The organism is Pseudomonas sp. GM30 (genome assembly GCF_000282275.2).
GTDB lineage: Bacteria > Pseudomonadota > Gammaproteobacteria > Pseudomonadales > Pseudomonadaceae > Aquipseudomonas.
Window position 1 is genome coordinate 1 of sequence record NZ_AKJP02000026.1, and the last position, 18124, is coordinate 18124.

Sequence of the window (18124 nt, forward strand, 5' to 3'; positions counted from 1 at the left end):
AGGGGAGAAGTATGTGCAGTTGATTACCACGTCGCAGCAGTGGCCTTTGGCAAACTCAGCTTGCCACTGTCGACAAAACGCATGGTGCCGAACACGCCGCCCGCGAGTTTGCCGCGCAGCACGTAGGGCAGGTTGTCGAGGGTTTGTGTCTGGCTCAAACCCAGAGTCTGGCGCAGTACCGAGAACGCGGAAACGCTGACCGGCACGCTGACCACGGTTTCCGAGAAGCGCGGGATCGAGCCGACCTGATCGCTGACGCCCGAGGCCAGTGGACGGCCATTGACCTCCAGATCCAGGGCGATGCCGTTGTAATCGATGGCCGTCTCATTGGGGTTCTGCACCCGCAACTTGATCGCGAAACGCACTTCCAGATCCTGGCTCGGCAACGGTTCGAGGCCGACCACGTTGATGTTCACCGGATCGCGGTTGGGAAACAGCGCGCAGGCGCTCAGGGACAACAGCAGCAGGGACAGGATGACGGCGTGGACGCGGCGCATAAACAGTCTCTCAACGAAAAAGGGCCGAACCGTTGCCGGCTCAGCCCTTTTTTCATGGCGTCGCGTCAGCGGTTCAACTGTGCGACCGCCGCTGCCGATGCAGGTTCAGCTTTGGCCGGCAGATCGGGGTTTTCCATGACCTGCAGAATCGACGCTTCCGGATCGAAATCGTCTTCTTCCAGCTCAATGAACTCTTCCGGCAGGAAGATATTCAGCACGATAGCGCACAACGCACCGACGGTGATCGGCGATTCGAAGATGTTGCGCAGCGCTTGCGGCAGTTCTCGCAGCACTTCCGGCACGGCGGCGATGCCCAGGCCCATGCCGACGGAGATCGCCACGATCAACATGTTGCGCCGATGCAGGCCGGCCTCGGCGAGGATCTTGATCCCGGCCACGGCCACGGTGCCGAACATCACCAGTTCGGCACCGCCGAGCACCGGTTTGGGCATCAGTTGCAGCACCGCGCCGATCATCGGGAACAGCCCCAGCAGCACCAGCAGGCCGGCGATGAAGAACGCCACGTAACGGCTGGCGACACCGGTCAGCTGGATCACGCCGTTGTTCTGCGCGAACGTGACCATCGGCATGCTGTTGAACACTGCCGCCATCGCCGAGTTGAGGCCATCGGCGAGCAGACCGGATTTGATCCGGCGGATGTACAGCGGTCCCTTGACCGGTTGCCGCGAGATCATCGAGTTGGCCGTCAGGTCACCGGCTGCTTCCAGCGGCGAAACCAGGAAGATCACCGCCACCGGCACAAACGCCACCCAGTCGAAATTGAAGCCGTACTTGAACGGCACCGGCACGCTGACCAGCGGCACCTCGGGCATCGAGGCGAAATCCACCGTGCCCATCAGCCACGCGACCACGTAGCCGAGAGTCAGGCCGATGACGATTGCGCCCAGGCGCAGAAACGGCACGTCGACGCGGTTCAGCACAACGATAGTGCCGATCACCAACGCGGCCAGAAACACATGGCTGGCGGCGCCCAGATCGGGCGCGCCGAAGCCACCGGCAATGTCGGTCATCGCCACTTTGATCAGCGACAGGCCCATCAGGGTGATGATGGTGCCGGTGACTACCGGAGTGATCAGCATCCGCAGTTTGCCGATGAACTGGCTCAGCACCACTTCGATGAACGCGGCGAAAAAGCACACGCCGAATATCGTCGAGAGAATTTCATCGGTGCCGCCGCCCCGGGCCTTGACCATGAACCCGGCGCTGAGAATCACGCTGATAAAGGAAAAACTGGTGCCTTGCAGGCACAGCAGACCGGAACCGACCGGGCCGAAACGCTTGGCTTGAACGAACGTGCCCAGGCCGGAGACGAACAGCGCCATGCTGATCAAGTACGGAATTTCACTCTGCAGACCGAGGGCGCCGCCCATGATCAGGGTTGGGGTGATGATGCCGACGAAGCTGGCCAGCACGTGTTGCAGCGCGGCGAAGACGGTGGCGGTGAGGTGCGGACGGTCGTTGAGGCCGTAGAGCAGATCGTTGTTGCGCGGGACTTTTTCAGAGGCGGTCATGGTGTTTTGCGCGCCGCGAGGCGGGGCCGGGTCAGAAAATGGAGGCGCAGGATGCCGGAAGAGGGCGGCGAGGGCAACGAGCAAAAATTGCCTGAAAGGTCAGGATTTATTGGTGTTGGCGGCGTCCGCGCGCACTGACACACATTGTTGTGGCGAGGGAGCTTGCTCCCGCTGGGTTGCGAAGCAGCCCTCTGCATTATCCAGTCAACAGTTTTTTACGACTGCTACGCAGCCGCACGGGAGCAAGCTCCCTCGCCACAAAAGCTTAGAGGTCATGTAAACGCGCTGAGCAAATCCTCCTCAAACGCCTTTTGTGCATCCCCTGGCACCTGAGCACGATGCCGGGCCAGATGAAACGCCACTTCGAAACTCAACTCGCCAGGCCGCAGTGCGCGCAGCAAGCCCTTGTCCTCCCAGACCCGCGCGTAGTGATCGGGCAGATAGTCGACATGCTTGCCGGAGAGAATGAAGGCGAGGGTGCCCTCGACCTGCTCCGAACGCGCGGAAAAGCGTTTGTCCGGGAACGGCTCGCCACTGCGCATGAATCGATACGGATGATCCACCCGGTCGCAGGCCTGCAACGCCGCGTCATCCGGCGCATCGACGCTGAACAGCGAATGCCCCTGCGCGCAATACAAATGCTGGGTTTCCCGGAACAGCTCGCGGTAATCGAAAGCGCTCTGCACCTGGGAGAAATAACCGATGGCCAGGTCCAGCCGCTGTTGCAGCAACAGGCGCTCCATTTCACCGGGCATCGCGCTGATCAACTCGATGCGCACCGACTCATCGCGTTCGCGAAAGCGCCGGATCGCATCCGCCACCCGCAGCAACACCGACTGATCAACTGCCTCGGACAAACCCAACCGCACCTCACCGATCAGCCGTCCGGCGACGCCGTTGGATTGATGACGGAAAGTCTCGATGGACTGGAACAGTGTGCGAATGGCGATCAGCAATTGCTCACCCTTGGGCGTGACGCTGAAACCGCCCTTGCCCCGGCTGCACAGGCGATAGCCGAGGCGGGTTTCGAGTTTGGCCATTTGCTGGCTGATGCTCGACTGGCTCAGACCCAGTTCACCTTGCGCCGCGCTGAAGCCGCCGCATTCCACGACCCGCACAAACAGGCGCAGCAACTGCAAATCGACGTCGTGAAGCTGACCGAGCATCACATTACTCCCGGATAAAGTCAGGTTAACAAACTTGATATTTCTGCAATGTATCCGACGGGGCATCCTGCCACCACTTCCTCCGGTCAGGTGTTCGTCATGGCTCCCGTGTTCAAGCTGTGTTTTCCCGCGCTGTTATTGTCCGTGGCCCTCAATGCCCAGGCCGAGGACAAGACCCTCAATCTCTACAGCTGGGCCGATTACGTGCCGGCGCAGACGCTGCAGCGTTTCGAGCGGGAGACCGGGATTCACGTGCGCTACGACACTTTCGATACCTCCGAGGTGTTGGAGACCAAGTTGCTCACTGGTGGCAGCGGTTATGACGTGGTGGTGCCGTCCTCCAGCGTGCTGGACCGAGGTCTGGCCGCCGGCGCCTTGAAGGAAATCCCCCACGAAGGCCTCAAGGGCTACGCCAACCTCGATCCTGATCTGCTGGAAAAACTGGCGGCCGTCGATCCGGGCAATCGCTACGCCGTGCCTTATACCTGGGGCACACTCGGGTTGGGCCTGAATGTCGAAGCGGTGAAAAAGCGCTTGCCGGATGTGCCGCTGAACAGCCTTGATCTGCTGTTCAAACCCGAGTACGCCAGCAAGCTCAAGGACTGCGGGATTGCCGTGCTCGACTCGCCCCAGGAAGTCATCGGTCTGGCGCTGCACTACCTCGGTAAAGATCCCTACAGCACCGACAAAAATGATCTGGCCGCCGCCGAAGCCTTGTTGCAGAAGCTCCAGCCGTCGGTGCTGTACGTCGCCACTGGTCGGCAGATCAGCGATCTGGCCAATGGCAGCGTGTGCCTGGCGCTGACCTACAACGGCGACGTGAGCATGGCTGCCGATCAGGCGCACAAGGCCAACAAACCCTATGAGGTCGCGTACCGGATCCCTCGCGAAGGCACGTTGATCTGGCAGGACAATCTGGCCATTCCCAAGGACGCGCCCAATCCGCAAGCGGCGCGGGCGTTCATCGAATTCATGCTGCGCCCCGAATCCGTGGCCGAACTGACCAACACGCTGTTTTTCGCCACCGCCAACACGGCCGCGACGCCGCTGGTGGATGAGGCGGTGCGCAACGATCCGGACATTTACCCGCCGGCCGAAATGCGCGAGCGCTTGTACGCCGACCGCAGCATGAGCCTCAAGGACATGCGTCAGCGCACACGCCTTTGGACCACTTTCCGTAGCCATCAATAACAAAAGGAGCACACCGATGGACGTGCCGATGCTCAACGACCAAGCCCTGACCCGCGACAGCCTGTACGGCACCTCTGCCGAAAGCACCTACGCCGGGATCACCAGTTTCATGCGTCGCCGCTACAGCCGTGATTTGTGCGGCGTCGACGTGGCGGTCAGCGGGGTGCCGTTCGACACCGCCACCAGCAACCGTCCGGGCGCGCGTTTCGGGCCACGGGGGATTCGCGCCGCCTCCACCGGGATCGCCTGGGAACGGCACTGGCCGTGGGCGTTCGATCCGTTCGATCATCTGGCGGTGATCGACTACGGCGACTGCGATTTCGATTACGGCTCGCCGCACACCATTCCGGAAAGCATCGAGGCTCACGCGCAACGAATTCTTGATGCCGGCAGTGCGATGCTGACCTTTGGTGGCGACCACTTCATCACTTATCCGTTGCTCAAGGCCCATGCACGTAAGCATGGCGCGCTGTCGCTGATCCACTTCGATGCGCACAGCGACACCTGGCCGGACGAGGACGGCAAGCGCGTCGATCACGGCACCATGTTCTGGCATGCGGCCAGAGAAGGGCTGGTGGATCCGGCGCGCTCGGTGCAGATCGGTTTGCGCACCACCAATGACGATCATCAGGGCTTTGAAGTGCTCGACGCGCGCCAGGTGCATCGGCGTGGCTGCGAAGCGATTGTCGAAGCGATTCGCGCGCGGGTCGGCGATCACCCGGTGTACCTGACGTTTGATATCGATTGCCTGGATCCGGCCTTTGCCCCGGGCACCGGCACTCCGGTGTGTGGCGGGTTGAGTACGGTGCAGGCGCTGGAAATCCTCGGCGGTTTGCGCGGGATCAATCTGGTGGGCATGGATGTGGTGGAAGTGGCGCCGGCTTATGACCATGCAGAAGTCACCTCACTGGCGGCGGCAACCCTGGCGATGGAAATGCTCTGCCTCTACGCCGCCCGACACAAAACTGACCTTTAAAACACACAATGCCCTGTAGGAGCTGCCGCAGGCTGCGATCTTTTGATCTTGATCTTAAAAAACAAAATCAAAAGATCGCAGCCTCGTTGCACTCGACAGCTCCTGCAGGGATATATACTGCCGCGCATGACTTTCGACTCTCCGTTAAGCGCCTGGCAACACGCGATCGAGCACAAGGGTTTCATCCAGGATGAAGCCCAGGAGCACGCGGTCTGGGCCTTGCAAAAATGCCATGAAGCCTTGCACGCCGGTGCCCGTTCGGTCACCGGCGTGTACTTGTGGGGGCCGGTCGGGCGTGGCAAGACCTGGTTGATGGATCAGTTCTATCAGAGCTTGCGAGTTCCAGCCCGGCGTCAGCACTTTCATCATTTCATGGGCTGGGTGCATCAGCGTTCGTTCCAGCTGACCGGCATCGCTGATCCGCTGCGGGCGCTCGCAAAGGAGCTGGCAGCCGAGGTGCGGGTACTGTGCTTCGACGAACTGTTCGTCAACGACATCGGCGATGCGATCATCCTCGGGCGCCTGTTTCAGGTGATGTTCGATGAAGGTGTGGTGATCGTCTGCACCTCCAACCTGCCGCCGGATCAGCTGTACGCCGATGGCTTCAACCGCGATCGCTTCGTCCCGGCGATTGCCGCAATCAAGGCGCACATGCAGGTTGTGGCGGTGAACGGCGCCGAGGATCATCGCCTGCATCCGGGCGCGGTCGAGCAGCGTTATTTTGTCGTTGAATCAGGGCGGGAAATTGCGCTGGACAAGGTTTTCCAGGCACTCAACGCCGGGCAACCCGCCAGCGCAGAACCGGTGTCTGTCGGCCATCGCGTATTGAATGTAGTGCAGGCCAGCGCAACGGTTTTATGGTGCCGCTACGCCGATCTCTGCGAGCAACCGTTTGCCGCCATGGACTTCATCGCACTGTGCGACAGCTATCGGTCTATTCTGTTGAGCGACGTGCCGAACCTCAGCGCGCAGAAACGCGAAGGGCGCATCGCTCGCGGCACCGAGGACGGCTCGGCGCAGGTGGTGGCCGGCGACCGCGAACTGCCGCAATTGTCGGTACACGACGACGGGGTACGCCGCTTCATTGCGTTGGTGGACGAGTGTTACGACCGTAAAGTCCCGCTGTACATCGAGGCTCAGGTGCCGATGGAGGCGCTGTACACCGAGGGGTATCTGGAATTCCCGTTCCGACGCACCCTCAGCCGTTTGCAGGAGATGCAGCTGCAGCGTTTTGCCGAATCCTGAGCGCAGAGGGCGCGAACATGAGTCAACCGCTGTCGCATCATTTACTGACCATGGCCTACCAGAATGCGTGGGCCAATCACCGCCTCGGCAAAGCCTGGCGCCAGCTTGACGCTGATGCCCTGGCAGCACCGCGAGCGAGCTTCTTTCCGAGCATCCGCCTCACCCTCAATCACATCCTGACCTGCGACTGGTTCTACGTCGATGCGCTGGAGCGTGAGTTGCGCGGTGACGAACCGCATCCCGACTGCTACGTCTTTTTCACCCATGACGAGCCATTTACCGAGGCCGCAGCATTGCGCGAGGAACAGGCGCACGTGGACCGACGTTTGATCGCCTATTGCGAGCAATTGCGCGATGCCGATCTGGGGCGGATCGTCACCATCGCCCGTGAAACGCCACAGCATGACAGTCGCCTGCGCATGCTGTCGCACTTGTTCGAGCATCAGATTCATCATCGTGGGCAGGTGCATGCGATGCTCAGCGCGACCTCGGTGAAACCGCCGCAGCTGGATGAGTTTTTTTGCGCCGGTGAGAGCGGGTTGCGGGCTCAGGACTTTGCCGAGCTGGGGTGGACGGAAGAGCTGATCTGGGGGCGCTGAAGCCTGGAAATCAAAAGATCCGGTTGTGGCCCGCAACATCCTCGCGTTAAGGTCGAACAGCCTTTCAGGTGCGCACCTTGCACGCCGGGGCCATGATCGGGGATGGAAATGGATTCCGCAGAAATGCTTGTGCTGCAAGCCAGTTACACCAATCCACTGCACGCCGAAGCCATCGGCATCGTGCTCAATCATTACGCAGAAGATCCCATGGGTGGCGGCCATTCGCTTGACCCGGAACTGCTGCGTCGCCTGCCTGAAGAGCTGGCGCGCAGGCCGCATGCTTTCAGTGTGCTGGCGTTCGTCGGCGGCGAGCCGGCAGGGCTGGTGAACTGCTTCGAAGGGTTCTCGACGTTTGCCTGCAAGCCGTTGGTCAATGTCCATGATGTGGCGGTCGTGAGCAAATTTCGCGGCCTCGGCCTGAGCCAGAAAATGCTGCGTAAGGTCGAGGAGATTTCCCGTCAGCGCGGCTGCTGCAAGATCACCCTGGAAGTGCTCGAAGGCAACGAGGTGGCACAGAATTCCTACCGCAAGTTCGGCTTCGCCCCCGGCATGTTCGACCCGGCGTATGGCCGCATGCTGTTCTGGATCAAGGATCTGCAGGCATAAAAAAAGGCGCCCCAAACAGGGCGCCCAACTGTCGTCTCCGAGGCCAGAGCGGAGCCATCGGAGGTCCATCGGTTGCTCGGTGAATCAGTCGCGATAAGACTCGGTGACTTGCGCGGTCTGATCGTTCGGAACCTTCAGTTCCGCTGCTTTGCTGTCGGTCGGCTGTTCGCTTGGCGCGTGGTGGACCGGGAAGTTGTCGTAGTAATGCCGCATGCGTTCGGCGCCGCCCTCGGCAAAGGCGCTGGCGGAAACGAGGGCGAGTAGCCCGGCAAGAATAGTGATGCTGGTTTTCATGGTGCCTCCTACTGAAAAACGTGGGAGCCGTTCGTCCATGAAGCAGATCTCGGGGCACAGTGTCGCGACGGGGAATTAACTCGGGGTTAACAGCTGTGGTGAGGGGGACGTGACGCATTGCGCTTCATCGAAATTGGGGCCGCTTTGCGAGCCGTCGGGGATGAATCCCCTCACCACAGGGTTTTTGTTTGAGCGGATCGGTCAGAGCTTCCAGTCCAGGCTCAGGGTCACCGTGCGCGGATCGCCCCAGTACACGCCGTTGTAGAAGCCGACGTTGTCGTAATACTTCTTGTCGAACAGGTTATCGACGTTCAGCGACGCCGACAGATGCTTGTCGAATTCATAGCGCGACATCAGCTTGACCACGGTGTAGGACTCCTGAGTGATCCGCGACCGCTCGGTGATGATCCGGCCGTTGGCGCCGCGCCCGACCGGGCGGTTGGCCTCGCCATAGACGTCGCTTTGCCAGTTCACTGCGCCACCGACGGTCAGTGCGTGCCAGTTGCCCGGCAGGCGATAGGCCGTGGACAGCCGCAGCATGTTCAGTGGTTGAGCGGTGTTGCTGCGCTGTTTTTCGCCGTCGACAGAGTGGGTGTAGGTGTAGCCGGCGGTCATGTTCCAGCCGCTGAGAATTTCCCCGGACACTTCGGCCTCGAAGCCATTGACCTTGCTGCCCTTGCCACCGGACTTGAAAAACTCCTCGCCGCTCACCGGGTCTGGTGGCACCGAGTTGTCGCGTTCGGCGACGTTGTCCTGCTTGCTCGAGAACACTGCCGTCGCCAGGTTCAGGCGTTCGTCGAGCAGGCTGCCCTTGAGCCCGACTTCATAGTTGCTGCCGATCACCGGGTCGAGGTAGTTGCGGTTGCTGTCGCGGTTACTCTGCGGTTTGAAAATGTCGGTGTAGCTGGCGTAAACCGTGTACTCCGGCGTCAGGTCGTAGAGCAGGCCGGCGTAGGGCGTCCAGATATCATTCTGGCGTTGATGGGTGGCATCGGTGCGGGTCAGTTTTTGCTGCGCATCATAGTAGTAATCGGTGCTGGATTCATCCCAGCTGCCATAGCGGCTGCCGAGTACCGCGTGCAGTTCGTCGGTGAGGCTCAGTCGGGTTGCGATGTAACCGGCTTTTTGCCGGGTGATGCCGCGCGCGCCCGGCAGGCTGGTGACGGTGTCGGCGAATTTGCCGATATCGCCCATGTATTTCCAGTCGCGGATCTTGCCGTAGTCGGCGGCTTGGGGACCGTTGAAGGCGTAGGGCGAAGTCGAGCGGTTTTCCGCCTCGCCGTAGCCGAACATCATCTCGTGTTCGCGGCCGAACAGCGGGTACGGCCCCGACAGATTGAAGTCGTACACGCTCATTTTCTGCGTGCCGAGCATGTGTCCCGTATAGGCCGTCATGCCGCTGCGGTCGGCTTCGGGAAAACCGGCGCCGCCGTAATAGACCTTGCCGTCGGTATCACTTTCGCGGTGGGTGTAGGCAGCCTTCAGCTTCCAGCCATGGCCCAGTTGCTGGTCGAGGGTGACGAACGCGGTCTTGTCCTTCAGCGGCCAGGAACTCCAGGATGTCGCCATGTTGGTCGACCGGCCGAGCCCCGCCTTGCTGCCGTCGGCGTTCCAGTACGGCACGGTGCCCCAGGAGGTGCCCTGAACCTGCTTGTCCTGATAGTCGTAACCGACGGCAAGCACCGTGGAGTCGGTCAGATCAGCTTCGAGAATGCCGTAGCCGACCTCGCGCTGCAGCGCGTATTTGTCACGGAACGACTGGCTGTCGCGATAGGCCAGCACGGTGCGCCCGCGCAGTCGACCGTCGAAGGCCAGCGGCCCGCCGACATCGACATAGCTGTAGTAATTGTCGTAACTGCCACCGCTGACCCCGGCCAGGGCCTGCCACTGGGCAGTCGGGCGTTTGCGCACCATGTTGATGGTGGCCGAGGGATCGCCGGCGCCGGTGGTCAGGCCGGTGGCGCCGCGTACCACTTCGATGCGGTCGTAGATGATGGTGTCCGAGTCTGACTTCATGCGCCCGAAGGTGTTGAGCATTCCGTCGATCTGGAAATTGTTGATCGGGTAACCGCGCGCCGAATAGCTGACCCGATCCGAGTCGTTGTGTTGCACGACGATGCCGGTGGTCTGGCGCATGGCTTCGGACAATGTACCGAGTTTGAAATCATCCATTTGCTGGCGTGTGATCACGGACACCGATTGCGGGGTTTCCTTGATCGACAGGTTCATTCGCGTCGCGGTGCTCATCGCGCCAGTGGTGTAGGAAGCAGTGTTTTCGGTGTTGAGGCCGAGTCCTTCAGCGCTGACGTTGGTGGCGTCCAGTTCCAGCGCCTGGGCGGCGGATTGTGGCGCTGTTTCCGGGTCGGTTTCAGCCAGCAGATCGGGACTCAACGCCATGCTGAACAAGCCGACAGTCAGGGTCATGGAACGGGTAATGGGCGCGAACATCGCAGCCGACTCCTTGTCTTCGAGGGAAAAAATCCGTTGGTTCAGAGACGAGGTGCAGCCCGGCGATTTAGTCACAAACGAGAAATATTATTATTTGTAGATGTTTCCCGAGATCACCGGTCCGCGCGAAAAGCTGCGCACAGCGCTTGCCCAATGGGCGGCGGCGGGTATGCTGTTGGCCTGCCGAGGAGATAGCAATGGCCTACGATTTTGACCTTTATGTGATTGGTGCCGGTTCCGGCGGTGTACGGGCAGCGCGCTTCGCGGCCGGTTTCGGTGCGAAAGTGGCGGTGGCCGAGAGCCGTTATCTGGGCGGCACCTGCGTCAACGTCGGCTGCGTGCCGAAGAAACTGCTGGTGTACGGCGCGCATTTCGCCGAAGACTTCGAACAGTCGTCCGGATTTGGCTGGAGTCTGGGCGAAGCGAATTTCGACTGGGCGACCCTGATCGCCAACAAGGACCGCGAGATCAATCGCCTCAACGGCATTTATCGCAACTTGCTGGTCAACAGTGGCGTGACCCTGCACGAAGCCCACGCGAAGATCGTCGGCCCGCACGAGGTCGAGGTCAACGGTGAGCGCTTCACCGCGAAAAACATTCTGATTGCCACCGGTGGCTGGCCGCAGATCCCGGAAATCCCTGGACACGAACACGCGATCAGTTCCAATCAGGCGTTTTTCCTCAAACAGCTGCCGAAACGGGTGCTGGTGGTCGGTGGTGGTTACATCGCGGTCGAGTTCGCCGGGATTTTCCACGGCCTAGGCGCGAACACCACGCTGCTGTATCGCGGTGATCTGTTCCTGCGCGGTTTCGATGGCTCGGTGCGCAAGCATCTGCAGGAAGAACTGACCAAGCGCGGCATGGATCTGCAATTCAACGCCGACATCGCGCGCATCGACAAACAGCCAGACGGCAGCCTCAAGGCGACCCTCAAGGATGGCCGCGTGCTGGAAGCCGACTGCGTGTTCTACGCCACGGGCCGGCGTCCGATGCTGGACAACCTCGGGCTGGAAAACACCGATGTGCAGCTCACTGACAAAGGTTTCATCAAGGTCGACGAGCAATACCAAACCAGCGAGCCGTCGATTCTGGCGCTGGGTGATGTGATCGGTCGGGTGCAATTGACGCCGGTGGCACTGGCCGAAGGCATGGCGGTGGCGCGGCGCTTGTTCAAGCCTGAGCAATACCGTCCGGTGGATTACAAGATGATCCCGACCGCCGTGTTCAGTCTGCCGAACATCGGCACTGTCGGCCTGACAGAAGAAGAGGCGCGGGACGCGGGCCATGAGGTGGTGATTTACGAGAGTCGCTTCCGCCCGATGAAGCTGACGCTGACCGAATGTCAGGAGAAAACCCTGATGAAACTGGTGGTCGACGGCAAGACCGACAAAGTCCTCGGTTGCCACATGGTCGGCCCGGACGCGGGGGAGATCGTCCAGGGTCTGGCAATTGCACTGAAGGCTGGTGCGACCAAGCGTGACTTCGACGACACGATCGGGGTGCACCCGACGGCCGCCGAGGAATTCGTCACCATGCGAACGCCGGTCGGCGCTTAAGCGTCCTTGGCTTTGGCTGTGTCTGGCGCTGCCGCAACGGTAGCCGCCAGACGCAAGCTGTCTTCGAGGCTGGCCTGAGTCTTGGTCAGTTCCTTCTCCAGTGACTGATTGAGCTGCCGCTGTTCGTCGGCATCCTGTTTCAGCGTCTGACTTTCCAGCAGGGCCACGCGCAGGCGTTCCTGGAGGAGGGTGCGTTCGCTGTCGACGCGAGTGGCTTGCTCCAGCAACTGATCCTGACGCTGGTTGCTGTGCTTGAGTTGGTCCTGCATCAGGCTCAGCTCGCGCTGAGTGCCACGGTTTTCCGTGAGCAGGCGTTCGTTGTCGCGGTGCAACTGAGTGATTTCGTCCTGACGCACCAGCGCACTTTGTTGCGCCTGGCGCAATTCCATCTGCAACTGCTGCAGCTGTCCTTCGTGACGGGCCTGTTCCTGCTCGCGCTGCTCTTTGCTGGCGTTGCGGTAATGCTCAAGCGCATCGCGGGCGTGCAGGTGTTTTTCTTCCAGCGAGCGGATCTGCTCGTCCTTGTCCTGCAGGCGCAATTCGAAATCAGCCAGCGCCTGATTGAGTCCGGCGTTGCGGGTTTGCTCGGTCTGCAACATTGAGCGGGTTTCTTTCAGCGCCTCGGATTCCTTGGCCAGCGCCGCGCCTTGAATGTCGTGCTGTTGTTCCAGTTGTTCGAGTGCCTGGCGTACCTGCTTGAGTTCCGCTTCCAGGGTTTCGCGCTGCTCTTCGAACTGCTCGCGCGCTAGTTCGATCGGCTCTTGCGCCTGTTCTTTCAGGCGCTGGGCGAGACGCGAGACCAGTGCGGTCAGTTCGTCATTGATCGGTTCCGCGGACGCTTCGACCGGTTGGCTGCCGTCATCCAGCTCTTTCAGATAGCGATGGATCGTGGTTTTCGAACCGGTGTTGCCCAGTTCGATGCGTACTGCATCGATGCTGGGGTGTTCGCCTCGGGCCAGAATCGCTGAGCGCGCGATCTGCACCACTGCTTTGTTAACGCCACCACGGGCCATTTTAACTCCTACCATTACGTACTGTGGTACATGCCACCAAAGTACGCAGTGTACCACGCTGAAAATAAAGTTAAATGCTTGATTAATCACAGGCGGGATATACTGGTATTACCCAATGTCAGACCCCTGAATCGGTTTTTTCATCCAGCAATCAGTACGCCTGCGAGAACACTGCCCATGAGCGAGATCGATCGCTATCTGCAAGCCGCCACCCGCGACAACACCCGCCGCAGCTACCGCTCGGCGATCGAACATTTCGAAGTGAAATGGGGCGGCTTCCTGCCGGCAACCGCCGACAGCGTGGCGCGGTATCTGGTCGAGCATGCCGGGGTGCTGTCGATCAACACGCTGAAACTGCGGCTGTCAGCGCTGGCGCAGTGGCATAACAGTCAGGGCTTTGCCGATCCGACCAAGGCCCCGGTGGTGCGCAAAGTGTTCAAAGGCATTCGCGCACTGCATCCGGCGCAGGAAAAACAGGCCGAACCGTTGCAGTTGCACGATCTGCAGCAAGTGGTCGACTGGCTCGAACAGGAAGCCAGTAGCGCCAGGCAGAATCAGGATCGTCCGCAGTTGCTCAAGGCCTATCGCGATCGGGCGCTGATTCTGCTGGGCTTCTGGCGCGGCTTTCGCAGTGATGAGTTGTGCCGTCTACAGATCGAACATGTGCAGGCGCACGCCGGCAGCGGCATCACCCTGTATTTGCCGCGCAGCAAGGGCGACCGCGACAACCTCGGGCAGACGTATCAGGCGCCGGCGTTGCTCAAGCTTTGCCCGGTACAAGCTTATATCGACTGGATCACCGAGGCGGCGCTGGTACGCGGGCCGGTATTTCGCGGCGTTGACCGCTGGGGTCATCTGAGCGAGGAGGGCTTGCACGCCAACAGCATCATTCCGCTGCTGCGTCAGGCCCTGGAGCGCGCCGGCATCCCGGCCGAGCGTTACACCAGCCATTCCCTGCGCCGCGGCTTCGCCACGTGGGCGCATCAAAGCGGTTGGGATCTGAAATCGCTGATGAGTTACGTCGGCTGGAAGGATATGAAGTCAGCCATGCGCTATGTTGAAGCCAGCCCCTTTCACGGGATGGCGCGGATTACGGATAAGCCGGCTTCGTCGTAGATATGGTTTTCTTCTATTAATACAGTCTGCTAATAGCGAAAACAAATCAGCAGCATCAGGTTTGCCAATGAGCCATCCGCCGAGTGAGTGGGTAGGATTCACCCATCGAATTCACAACCCTGACGGAGAGTCATCAATGCCTATCATCAACAGCCAAGTAAAACCGTTCAAAGCTACCGCGTTCAAAAACGGCGACTTCGTACAAGTCTCGGACGCTGACCTGAAAGGCAAATGGTCCGTAGTATTCTTCTACCCAGCCGACTTCACCTTCGTGTGCCCAACCGAGCTGGAAGACCTGGCCGACAACTACGCTGCGTTCCAGAAACTGGGCGTGGAAATCTACAGCGTTTCGACCGACACCCACTTTGCCCACGCTGCCTGGCACAACACTTCGCCAGCCATTGGCAAAATCGAATACACCATGATCGGCGACCCGACCCACGTCATCTCCCGCAACTTCGACGTGCTGATCGAAGAAGCTGGCCTGGCTGACCGTGGCACCTTCGTGATCAACCCTGAAGGCCAGATCAAAATCGTTGAGCTGAACGATGGCGGCGTTGGCCGTGACGCTTCCGAGCTGCTGCGCAAGATCAAGGCTGCTCAGTACGTTGCTGCTCACCCAGGCGAAGTTTGCCCGGCCAAATGGAAAGAAGGCGAGGCCACTCTGGCTCCGTCCCTGGACCTGGTCGGCAAGATCTAAGTCTGTGACACGCAACGCAGGGCGGTACGCCGCACCTTCTTAAGTACGCTGCACCGCCCAATAAAAATGCCCGGGCGAGATTCGCTCGGGCTTTTTTTTCGCCTCAAACAAAGGAAATCGCCCGTATGTTGGACGCCAATCTTAAAGCCCAGTTGAAATCGTACCTGGAACGGGTCACCCAGCCGATCGAGATCGTTGCTTCCCTCGACGACGGTGCGAAATCCCGGGAAATGCTTGACCTGCTGAAAGACGTCGCCAGTCTTTCGAGCCAGATTACCCTGATCGACAGCGGCACCGATGCCCGCAAGCCGTCGTTCTCGATCAACCGCCCAGGTGCCGACATCAGCCTGCGTTTCGCCGGCATCCCGATGGGCCATGAATTCACATCGTTGGTGCTGGCCCTGTTGCAAGTCGGCGGCCACCCATCGAAAGCCAGTGCCGACGTGATCGAACAGATCCGCTCGCTCAAAGGTGAGTTCAACTTCGAAACCTACTTTTCGCTGTCGTGCCAGAACTGCCCGGACGTGGTCCAGGCGTTGAACCTGATGGCCGTGCTGAACCCGAACATCCGTCACGTCGCCATCGACGGCGCGTTGTTTCAGGACGAAGTCAACGATCGCAAGATCATGGCCGTGCCGAGCATCTACCTCAACGGTGAAAACTTCGGCCAGGGCCGTATGGGCCTGGAAGAAATCCTCGCCAAGCTCGACACCGGCGCCATCGAGCGTCAGGCCGAGAAAATCAGCGCCAAACAAGCCTTTGATGTGCTCGTAGTTGGCGGTGGCCCGGCCGGTGCTTCGGCCGCTATCTATGCGGCCCGTAAAGGCATCCGCACTGGTGTCGCGGCTGAGCGCTTCGGCGGTCAGGTGCTCGACACCATGGCCATCGAGAACTTCATTTCCGTGCAGGAAACCGAAGGCCCGAAACTGGCGACGGCGCTGGAAGAACACGTCAAGCAGTACGACGTCGACATCATGAACCTGCAACGCGCCGACAAGCTGATTCCCGGCAAGAACGGCGAGTTGCACGAAGTCCACTTCGCCAGCGGTGCGACCCTGAAAGCCAAGAGCGTGATCCTGGCGACCGGCGCACGCTGGCGTGAAATGAACGTGCCGGGTGAGCAGGAATACCGCAACAAGGGCGTGGCGTACTGCCCGCACTGCGACGGCCCACTGTTCAAAGGCAAGCGCGTGGCGGTGATCGGCGGCGGTAACTCCGGCGTTGAAGCGGCGATTGACCTTGCCGGTATCGTGTCCCACGTAACCTTGCTTGAGTTCGACGTGCAACTGCGTGCCGACGCGGTACTGCAACGCAAACTGCACAGCCTGCCGAACGTGACCGTGATCACCAGTGCGCAAACCACTGAAGTCACCGGTAACGGCGAGAAGGTCAACGGTCTGCATTACAAGGATCGCAAGACTGACGAGCTGCGCAGCGTCGAGCTGGAAGGGATCTTTGTGCAGATCGGTCTGCTGCCGAACACCGACTGGCTCAAAGGCACCCTCGAGCTGTCGCCGCGCGGTGAAATCATCGTCGACAACCGTGGCGAGACGTCGATTCCGGGCGTCTTCGCGGCCGGCGACGTGACCACTGTGCCGTACAAGCAGATCGTGATTGCAGTGGGCGAGGGCGCCAAGGCTTCCCTCAGCGCGTTCGATCACTTGATTCGCACTTCGGCGCCGGCGTAAACGTCAGTCGCTGAAACGAAAAAACCCATGAGTGATCATGGGTTTTTTTATGCCTGACACAATCCAATTGTAGGAGTGAGCCTGCTCGCGATGGCGGCTGCACATTCAAAACATCATGGCCTGACACACCGCTATCGCGAGCAGGCTCACTCCTACAGGAGAAATATGCAGTCAGTTACAGCGGCGCAGGCTGGATGATTTCTACCCAGTAGCCATCCGGGTCCTTGATGAACGCCAGACTTTTCATGCGGCCATCAGTAAGACGCTTCTGGAAATCACAACCCAGTTCTTCGAAACGTGCGCACGCGGCAACGATGTCCGGCACCGAGATGCAGATGTGGCCGAAACCGCGTGGGTCGGTGTTGCCGTTGTGATAGGCAAAATCGGCGTCGTTTTCGGTGCCGTGGTTGTGGGTCAGCTCGAGGATGCCGGGAATCGATTTCATCCATTCGGTGCGCGCAGCGGCGTCCGCCGGGATCTGCGCCTTGTCGACCAGCGCGAGGAAGTACAGGCTGAATTCGGCTTCCGGGAAATCACGCTTTTCAACCAGCGAGAAGCCCAGTACGCGAGTGTAGAAGTCCAGGGACTTGGTGATGTCCTTCACACGCAGCATGGTGTGGTTGAAGACAAAGTTGCGGGTTGCGCTGTCTGGAGTGGCGGTGACGCCGGGGAAAGTGTTCAGTTCGTGCAGGCTCATAGGCCCTCCGTAACAATGGGGCGAGTGAATGGGCGCAATGATACGCATGCGGGGCAGCATTCCCAAACCGAATGCGCGGCTTGCTCTGTGGGCGGCCGGGCGTCAGACTTTGCAGCTTAATCTGCGAGTGCCTCTGGTAATGATCCGACCGTTCAAAGCGCTGTTCGTTTGCCTTTTCTCATCGCTGCTTGCCGTTTCGGCGCTGGCGGATCAGCCAAGCATCACCTGGCCGGCAGGCTGGGAAGTGGAGGCGCTGCCCGAACAAGCCGCTCAGGTTTCGCGCCAGCGCGCGGTAAAAAACGACGCTGACGGCAATCAAGTGATGGTGATGGAGCTGACCATGAGCCAGGTCGAAGCGGGTCATCAGGTTAACGTGCCGGGCGTTTTGCTGGAGATGCGCAAGTCGATTCAGAAAGACTTCTTCCAGGGCGGCTATCAAAGTGTTTGCAACAAGGTGCACCCGACGACGCTCGGCTCTTTGGAAGCGCTGGAAACCACCTGCACGATCACCGAAAACGGTCGACATGTGTTGTCGCAAACATTGGTTGCTGCGGCTACGGCGGATAAGGCCTATGTACTTTCTTACGCGGGTCAGGTCGAGGTTTATAAGGCGAGCGCCGAGGAAATAGTCGCAGTGAGAAACAGCTTGAAACTTTAAGCGTCTGTTTGCACCGCGACGGGTTTAGATACCCGAAGGAATTAAGCACAAAGTTTAGTGATCGTTGCGGCTGCAACATCCCGGCGCAAAATGTTTAGCCTCACGGCTTGTGGGTGTTAAAGCGGATTGATAACTAGCGTGG

17 protein-coding genes are annotated in these 18124 nt (G+C 60.1%); 10 read left to right on the top strand and 7 right to left on the bottom strand.

Going from position 1 to position 18124, the window contains the following annotated elements:
* Window positions 1–23: 23 nt before the first annotated feature.
* From PMI25_RS15730 to PMI25_RS15740, 3 genes are all read right to left on the bottom strand, one after another.
* On the bottom strand, window positions 24–497 hold the full coding sequence (locus tag PMI25_RS15730) for an LEA type 2 family protein (protein WP_007966053.1): 474 nt from the start codon (window positions 495–497) through the stop codon (window positions 24–26).
* Window positions 498–562: 65 nt separating this feature from the next.
* Complete coding sequence (locus tag PMI25_RS15735; protein WP_007966055.1) at window positions 563–2029, bottom strand: nucleobase:cation symporter-2 family protein; 1467 nt, start codon at window positions 2027–2029, stop codon at window positions 563–565.
* 272 nt (window positions 2030–2301) lie between these two features.
* Complete coding sequence (locus PMI25_RS15740; protein WP_007966057.1) at window positions 2302–3195, bottom strand: LysR family transcriptional regulator; 894 nt, start codon at window positions 3193–3195, stop codon at window positions 2302–2304.
* 99 nt (window positions 3196–3294) lie between these two features.
* On the opposite strand from PMI25_RS15740, the gene PMI25_RS15745 reads away from it, so the two are divergent.
* The 5 genes from PMI25_RS15745 (at window position 3295) to PMI25_RS15765 (ending at window position 7812) form a co-directional block, all read left to right on the top strand.
* Entirely contained in the window at window positions 3295–4386 is a 1092-nt protein-coding gene (locus PMI25_RS15745) for a polyamine ABC transporter substrate-binding protein (RefSeq protein ID WP_007966059.1), read from the top strand.
* Window positions 4387–4402: 16 nt separating this feature from the next.
* The gene (gene speB, locus PMI25_RS15750; RefSeq protein ID WP_007966061.1) at window positions 4403–5362 is read left to right on the top strand and encodes an agmatinase; all 960 of its coding nucleotides are present in this window, start codon (window positions 4403–4405) and stop codon (window positions 5360–5362) included.
* 126 nt (window positions 5363–5488) lie between these two features.
* Entirely contained in the window at window positions 5489–6607 is a 1119-nt protein-coding gene (gene zapE, locus PMI25_RS15755; protein ID WP_007966063.1) for a cell division protein ZapE, read from the top strand.
* A 17-nt stretch (window positions 6608–6624) separates the two neighbouring features.
* Window positions 6625–7206, top strand: a complete 582-nt coding sequence (locus PMI25_RS15760; RefSeq protein ID WP_007966065.1) for a DinB family protein — start codon at window positions 6625–6627, stop codon at window positions 7204–7206.
* Between the two features lie 108 nt (window positions 7207–7314).
* Window positions 7315–7812: a GNAT family N-acetyltransferase gene (locus PMI25_RS15765; protein ID WP_007966067.1), complete on the top strand. Its 498-nt coding sequence runs from the start codon at window positions 7315–7317 to the stop codon at window positions 7810–7812.
* Window positions 7813–7896: 84 nt separating this feature from the next.
* Here PMI25_RS15765 and PMI25_RS15770 read toward each other — a convergent pair whose 3' ends face one another.
* Together PMI25_RS15770 and PMI25_RS15775 are read right to left on the bottom strand one after the other, a co-directional pair.
* On the bottom strand, window positions 7897–8106 hold the full coding sequence (locus PMI25_RS15770; RefSeq protein ID WP_007966070.1) for a hypothetical protein: 210 nt from the start codon (window positions 8104–8106) through the stop codon (window positions 7897–7899).
* A gap of 201 nt (window positions 8107–8307) precedes the next feature.
* Window positions 8308–10554, bottom strand: coding sequence for a TonB-dependent siderophore receptor (locus tag PMI25_RS15775; RefSeq protein ID WP_007966072.1), 2247 nt, complete (start codon window positions 10552–10554; stop codon window positions 8308–8310).
* Window positions 10555–10751: 197 nt separating this feature from the next.
* On the opposite strand from PMI25_RS15775, the gene gorA reads away from it, so the two are divergent.
* The gene (gene gorA, locus PMI25_RS15780) at window positions 10752–12110 is read left to right on the top strand and encodes a glutathione-disulfide reductase (RefSeq protein WP_024164469.1); all 1359 of its coding nucleotides are present in this window, start codon (window positions 10752–10754) and stop codon (window positions 12108–12110) included.
* Here gorA and PMI25_RS15785 read toward each other — a convergent pair.
* A complete protein-coding gene (locus PMI25_RS15785) occupies window positions 12107–13123 on the bottom strand; it encodes a DNA-binding protein (RefSeq protein ID WP_007963335.1) in 1017 nt (338 codons plus the stop codon). The two genes, gorA and PMI25_RS15785, sit on opposite strands and share 4 nt — an antisense overlap.
* A gap of 177 nt (window positions 13124–13300) precedes the next feature.
* Between PMI25_RS15785 and PMI25_RS15790 the strand changes: the two genes are divergently transcribed.
* The 3 genes from PMI25_RS15790 (at window position 13301) to ahpF (ending at window position 16627) form a co-directional block, all read left to right on the top strand.
* Window positions 13301–14239 (top strand): site-specific integrase, encoded by a 939-nt coding sequence (locus PMI25_RS15790; protein ID WP_007963337.1) that lies wholly within the window; start codon window positions 13301–13303, stop codon window positions 14237–14239.
* A gap of 136 nt (window positions 14240–14375) precedes the next feature.
* Window positions 14376–14939 carry an alkyl hydroperoxide reductase subunit C gene (gene ahpC / locus PMI25_RS15795; RefSeq protein WP_003224621.1) on the top strand — a complete coding sequence of 188 codons (564 nt, stop codon included), beginning with the start codon at window positions 14376–14378 and terminating at the stop codon, window positions 14937–14939.
* 125 nt (window positions 14940–15064) lie between these two features.
* Window positions 15065–16627, top strand: a complete 1563-nt coding sequence (ahpF, locus tag PMI25_RS15800) for an alkyl hydroperoxide reductase subunit F (protein ID WP_007963338.1) — start codon at window positions 15065–15067, stop codon at window positions 16625–16627.
* Between the two features lie 175 nt (window positions 16628–16802).
* On the opposite strand, the gene gloA is transcribed toward ahpF, so the two are convergent.
* A complete protein-coding gene (gene gloA / locus PMI25_RS15805; protein ID WP_007963339.1) occupies window positions 16803–17324 on the bottom strand; it encodes a lactoylglutathione lyase in 522 nt (173 codons plus the stop codon).
* Between the two features lie 139 nt (window positions 17325–17463).
* Between gloA and PMI25_RS15810 the strand changes: the two genes are divergently transcribed.
* Window positions 17464–17982: a DUF4946 domain-containing protein gene (locus PMI25_RS15810; RefSeq protein WP_045122096.1), complete on the top strand. Its 519-nt coding sequence runs from the start codon at window positions 17464–17466 to the stop codon at window positions 17980–17982.
* Window positions 17983–18124: the final 142 nt, after the last annotated feature.

Bases quoted from the DNA above. Each gene is read 5' to 3' on its own strand.
- zapE (WP_007966063.1), top strand. From the start codon at position 5,489: ATGACTTTCGACTCTCCGTTAAGCGCCTGGCAACACGCGATCGAGCAC.
- PMI25_RS15735 (WP_007966055.1), bottom strand. From the start codon at position 2,029: ATGACCGCCTCTGAAAAAGTCCCGCGCAACAACGATCTGCTCTACGGC.
- PMI25_RS15765 (WP_007966067.1), top strand. From the start codon at position 7,315: ATGGATTCCGCAGAAATGCTTGTGCTGCAAGCCAGTTACACCAATCCA.
- ahpC (WP_003224621.1), top strand. From the start codon at position 14,376: ATGCCTATCATCAACAGCCAAGTAAAACCGTTCAAAGCTACCGCGTTC.
- gorA (WP_024164469.1), top strand. From the start codon at position 10,752: ATGGCCTACGATTTTGACCTTTATGTGATTGGTGCCGGTTCCGGCGGT.
- PMI25_RS15745 (WP_007966059.1), top strand. From the start codon at position 3,295: ATGGCTCCCGTGTTCAAGCTGTGTTTTCCCGCGCTGTTATTGTCCGTG.
- ahpF (WP_007963338.1), top strand. From the start codon at position 15,065: ATGTTGGACGCCAATCTTAAAGCCCAGTTGAAATCGTACCTGGAACGG.
- PMI25_RS15760 (WP_007966065.1), top strand. From the start codon at position 6,625: ATGAGTCAACCGCTGTCGCATCATTTACTGACCATGGCCTACCAGAAT.
- PMI25_RS15785 (WP_007963335.1), bottom strand. From the start codon at position 13,123: ATGGCCCGTGGTGGCGTTAACAAAGCAGTGGTGCAGATCGCGCGCTCA.
- PMI25_RS15810 (WP_045122096.1), top strand. From the start codon at position 17,464: ATGATCCGACCGTTCAAAGCGCTGTTCGTTTGCCTTTTCTCATCGCTG.
- gloA (WP_007963339.1), bottom strand. From the start codon at position 17,324: ATGAGCCTGCACGAACTGAACACTTTCCCCGGCGTCACCGCCACTCCA.
- PMI25_RS15790 (WP_007963337.1), top strand. From the start codon at position 13,301: ATGAGCGAGATCGATCGCTATCTGCAAGCCGCCACCCGCGACAACACC.
- PMI25_RS15730 (WP_007966053.1), bottom strand. From the start codon at position 497: ATGCGCCGCGTCCACGCCGTCATCCTGTCCCTGCTGCTGTTGTCCCTG.
- PMI25_RS15770 (WP_007966070.1), bottom strand. From the start codon at position 8,106: ATGAAAACCAGCATCACTATTCTTGCCGGGCTACTCGCCCTCGTTTCC.
- speB (WP_007966061.1), top strand. From the start codon at position 4,403: ATGGACGTGCCGATGCTCAACGACCAAGCCCTGACCCGCGACAGCCTG.
- PMI25_RS15775 (WP_007966072.1), bottom strand. From the start codon at position 10,554: ATGTTCGCGCCCATTACCCGTTCCATGACCCTGACTGTCGGCTTGTTC.
- PMI25_RS15740 (WP_007966057.1), bottom strand. From the start codon at position 3,195: ATGCTCGGTCAGCTTCACGACGTCGATTTGCAGTTGCTGCGCCTGTTT.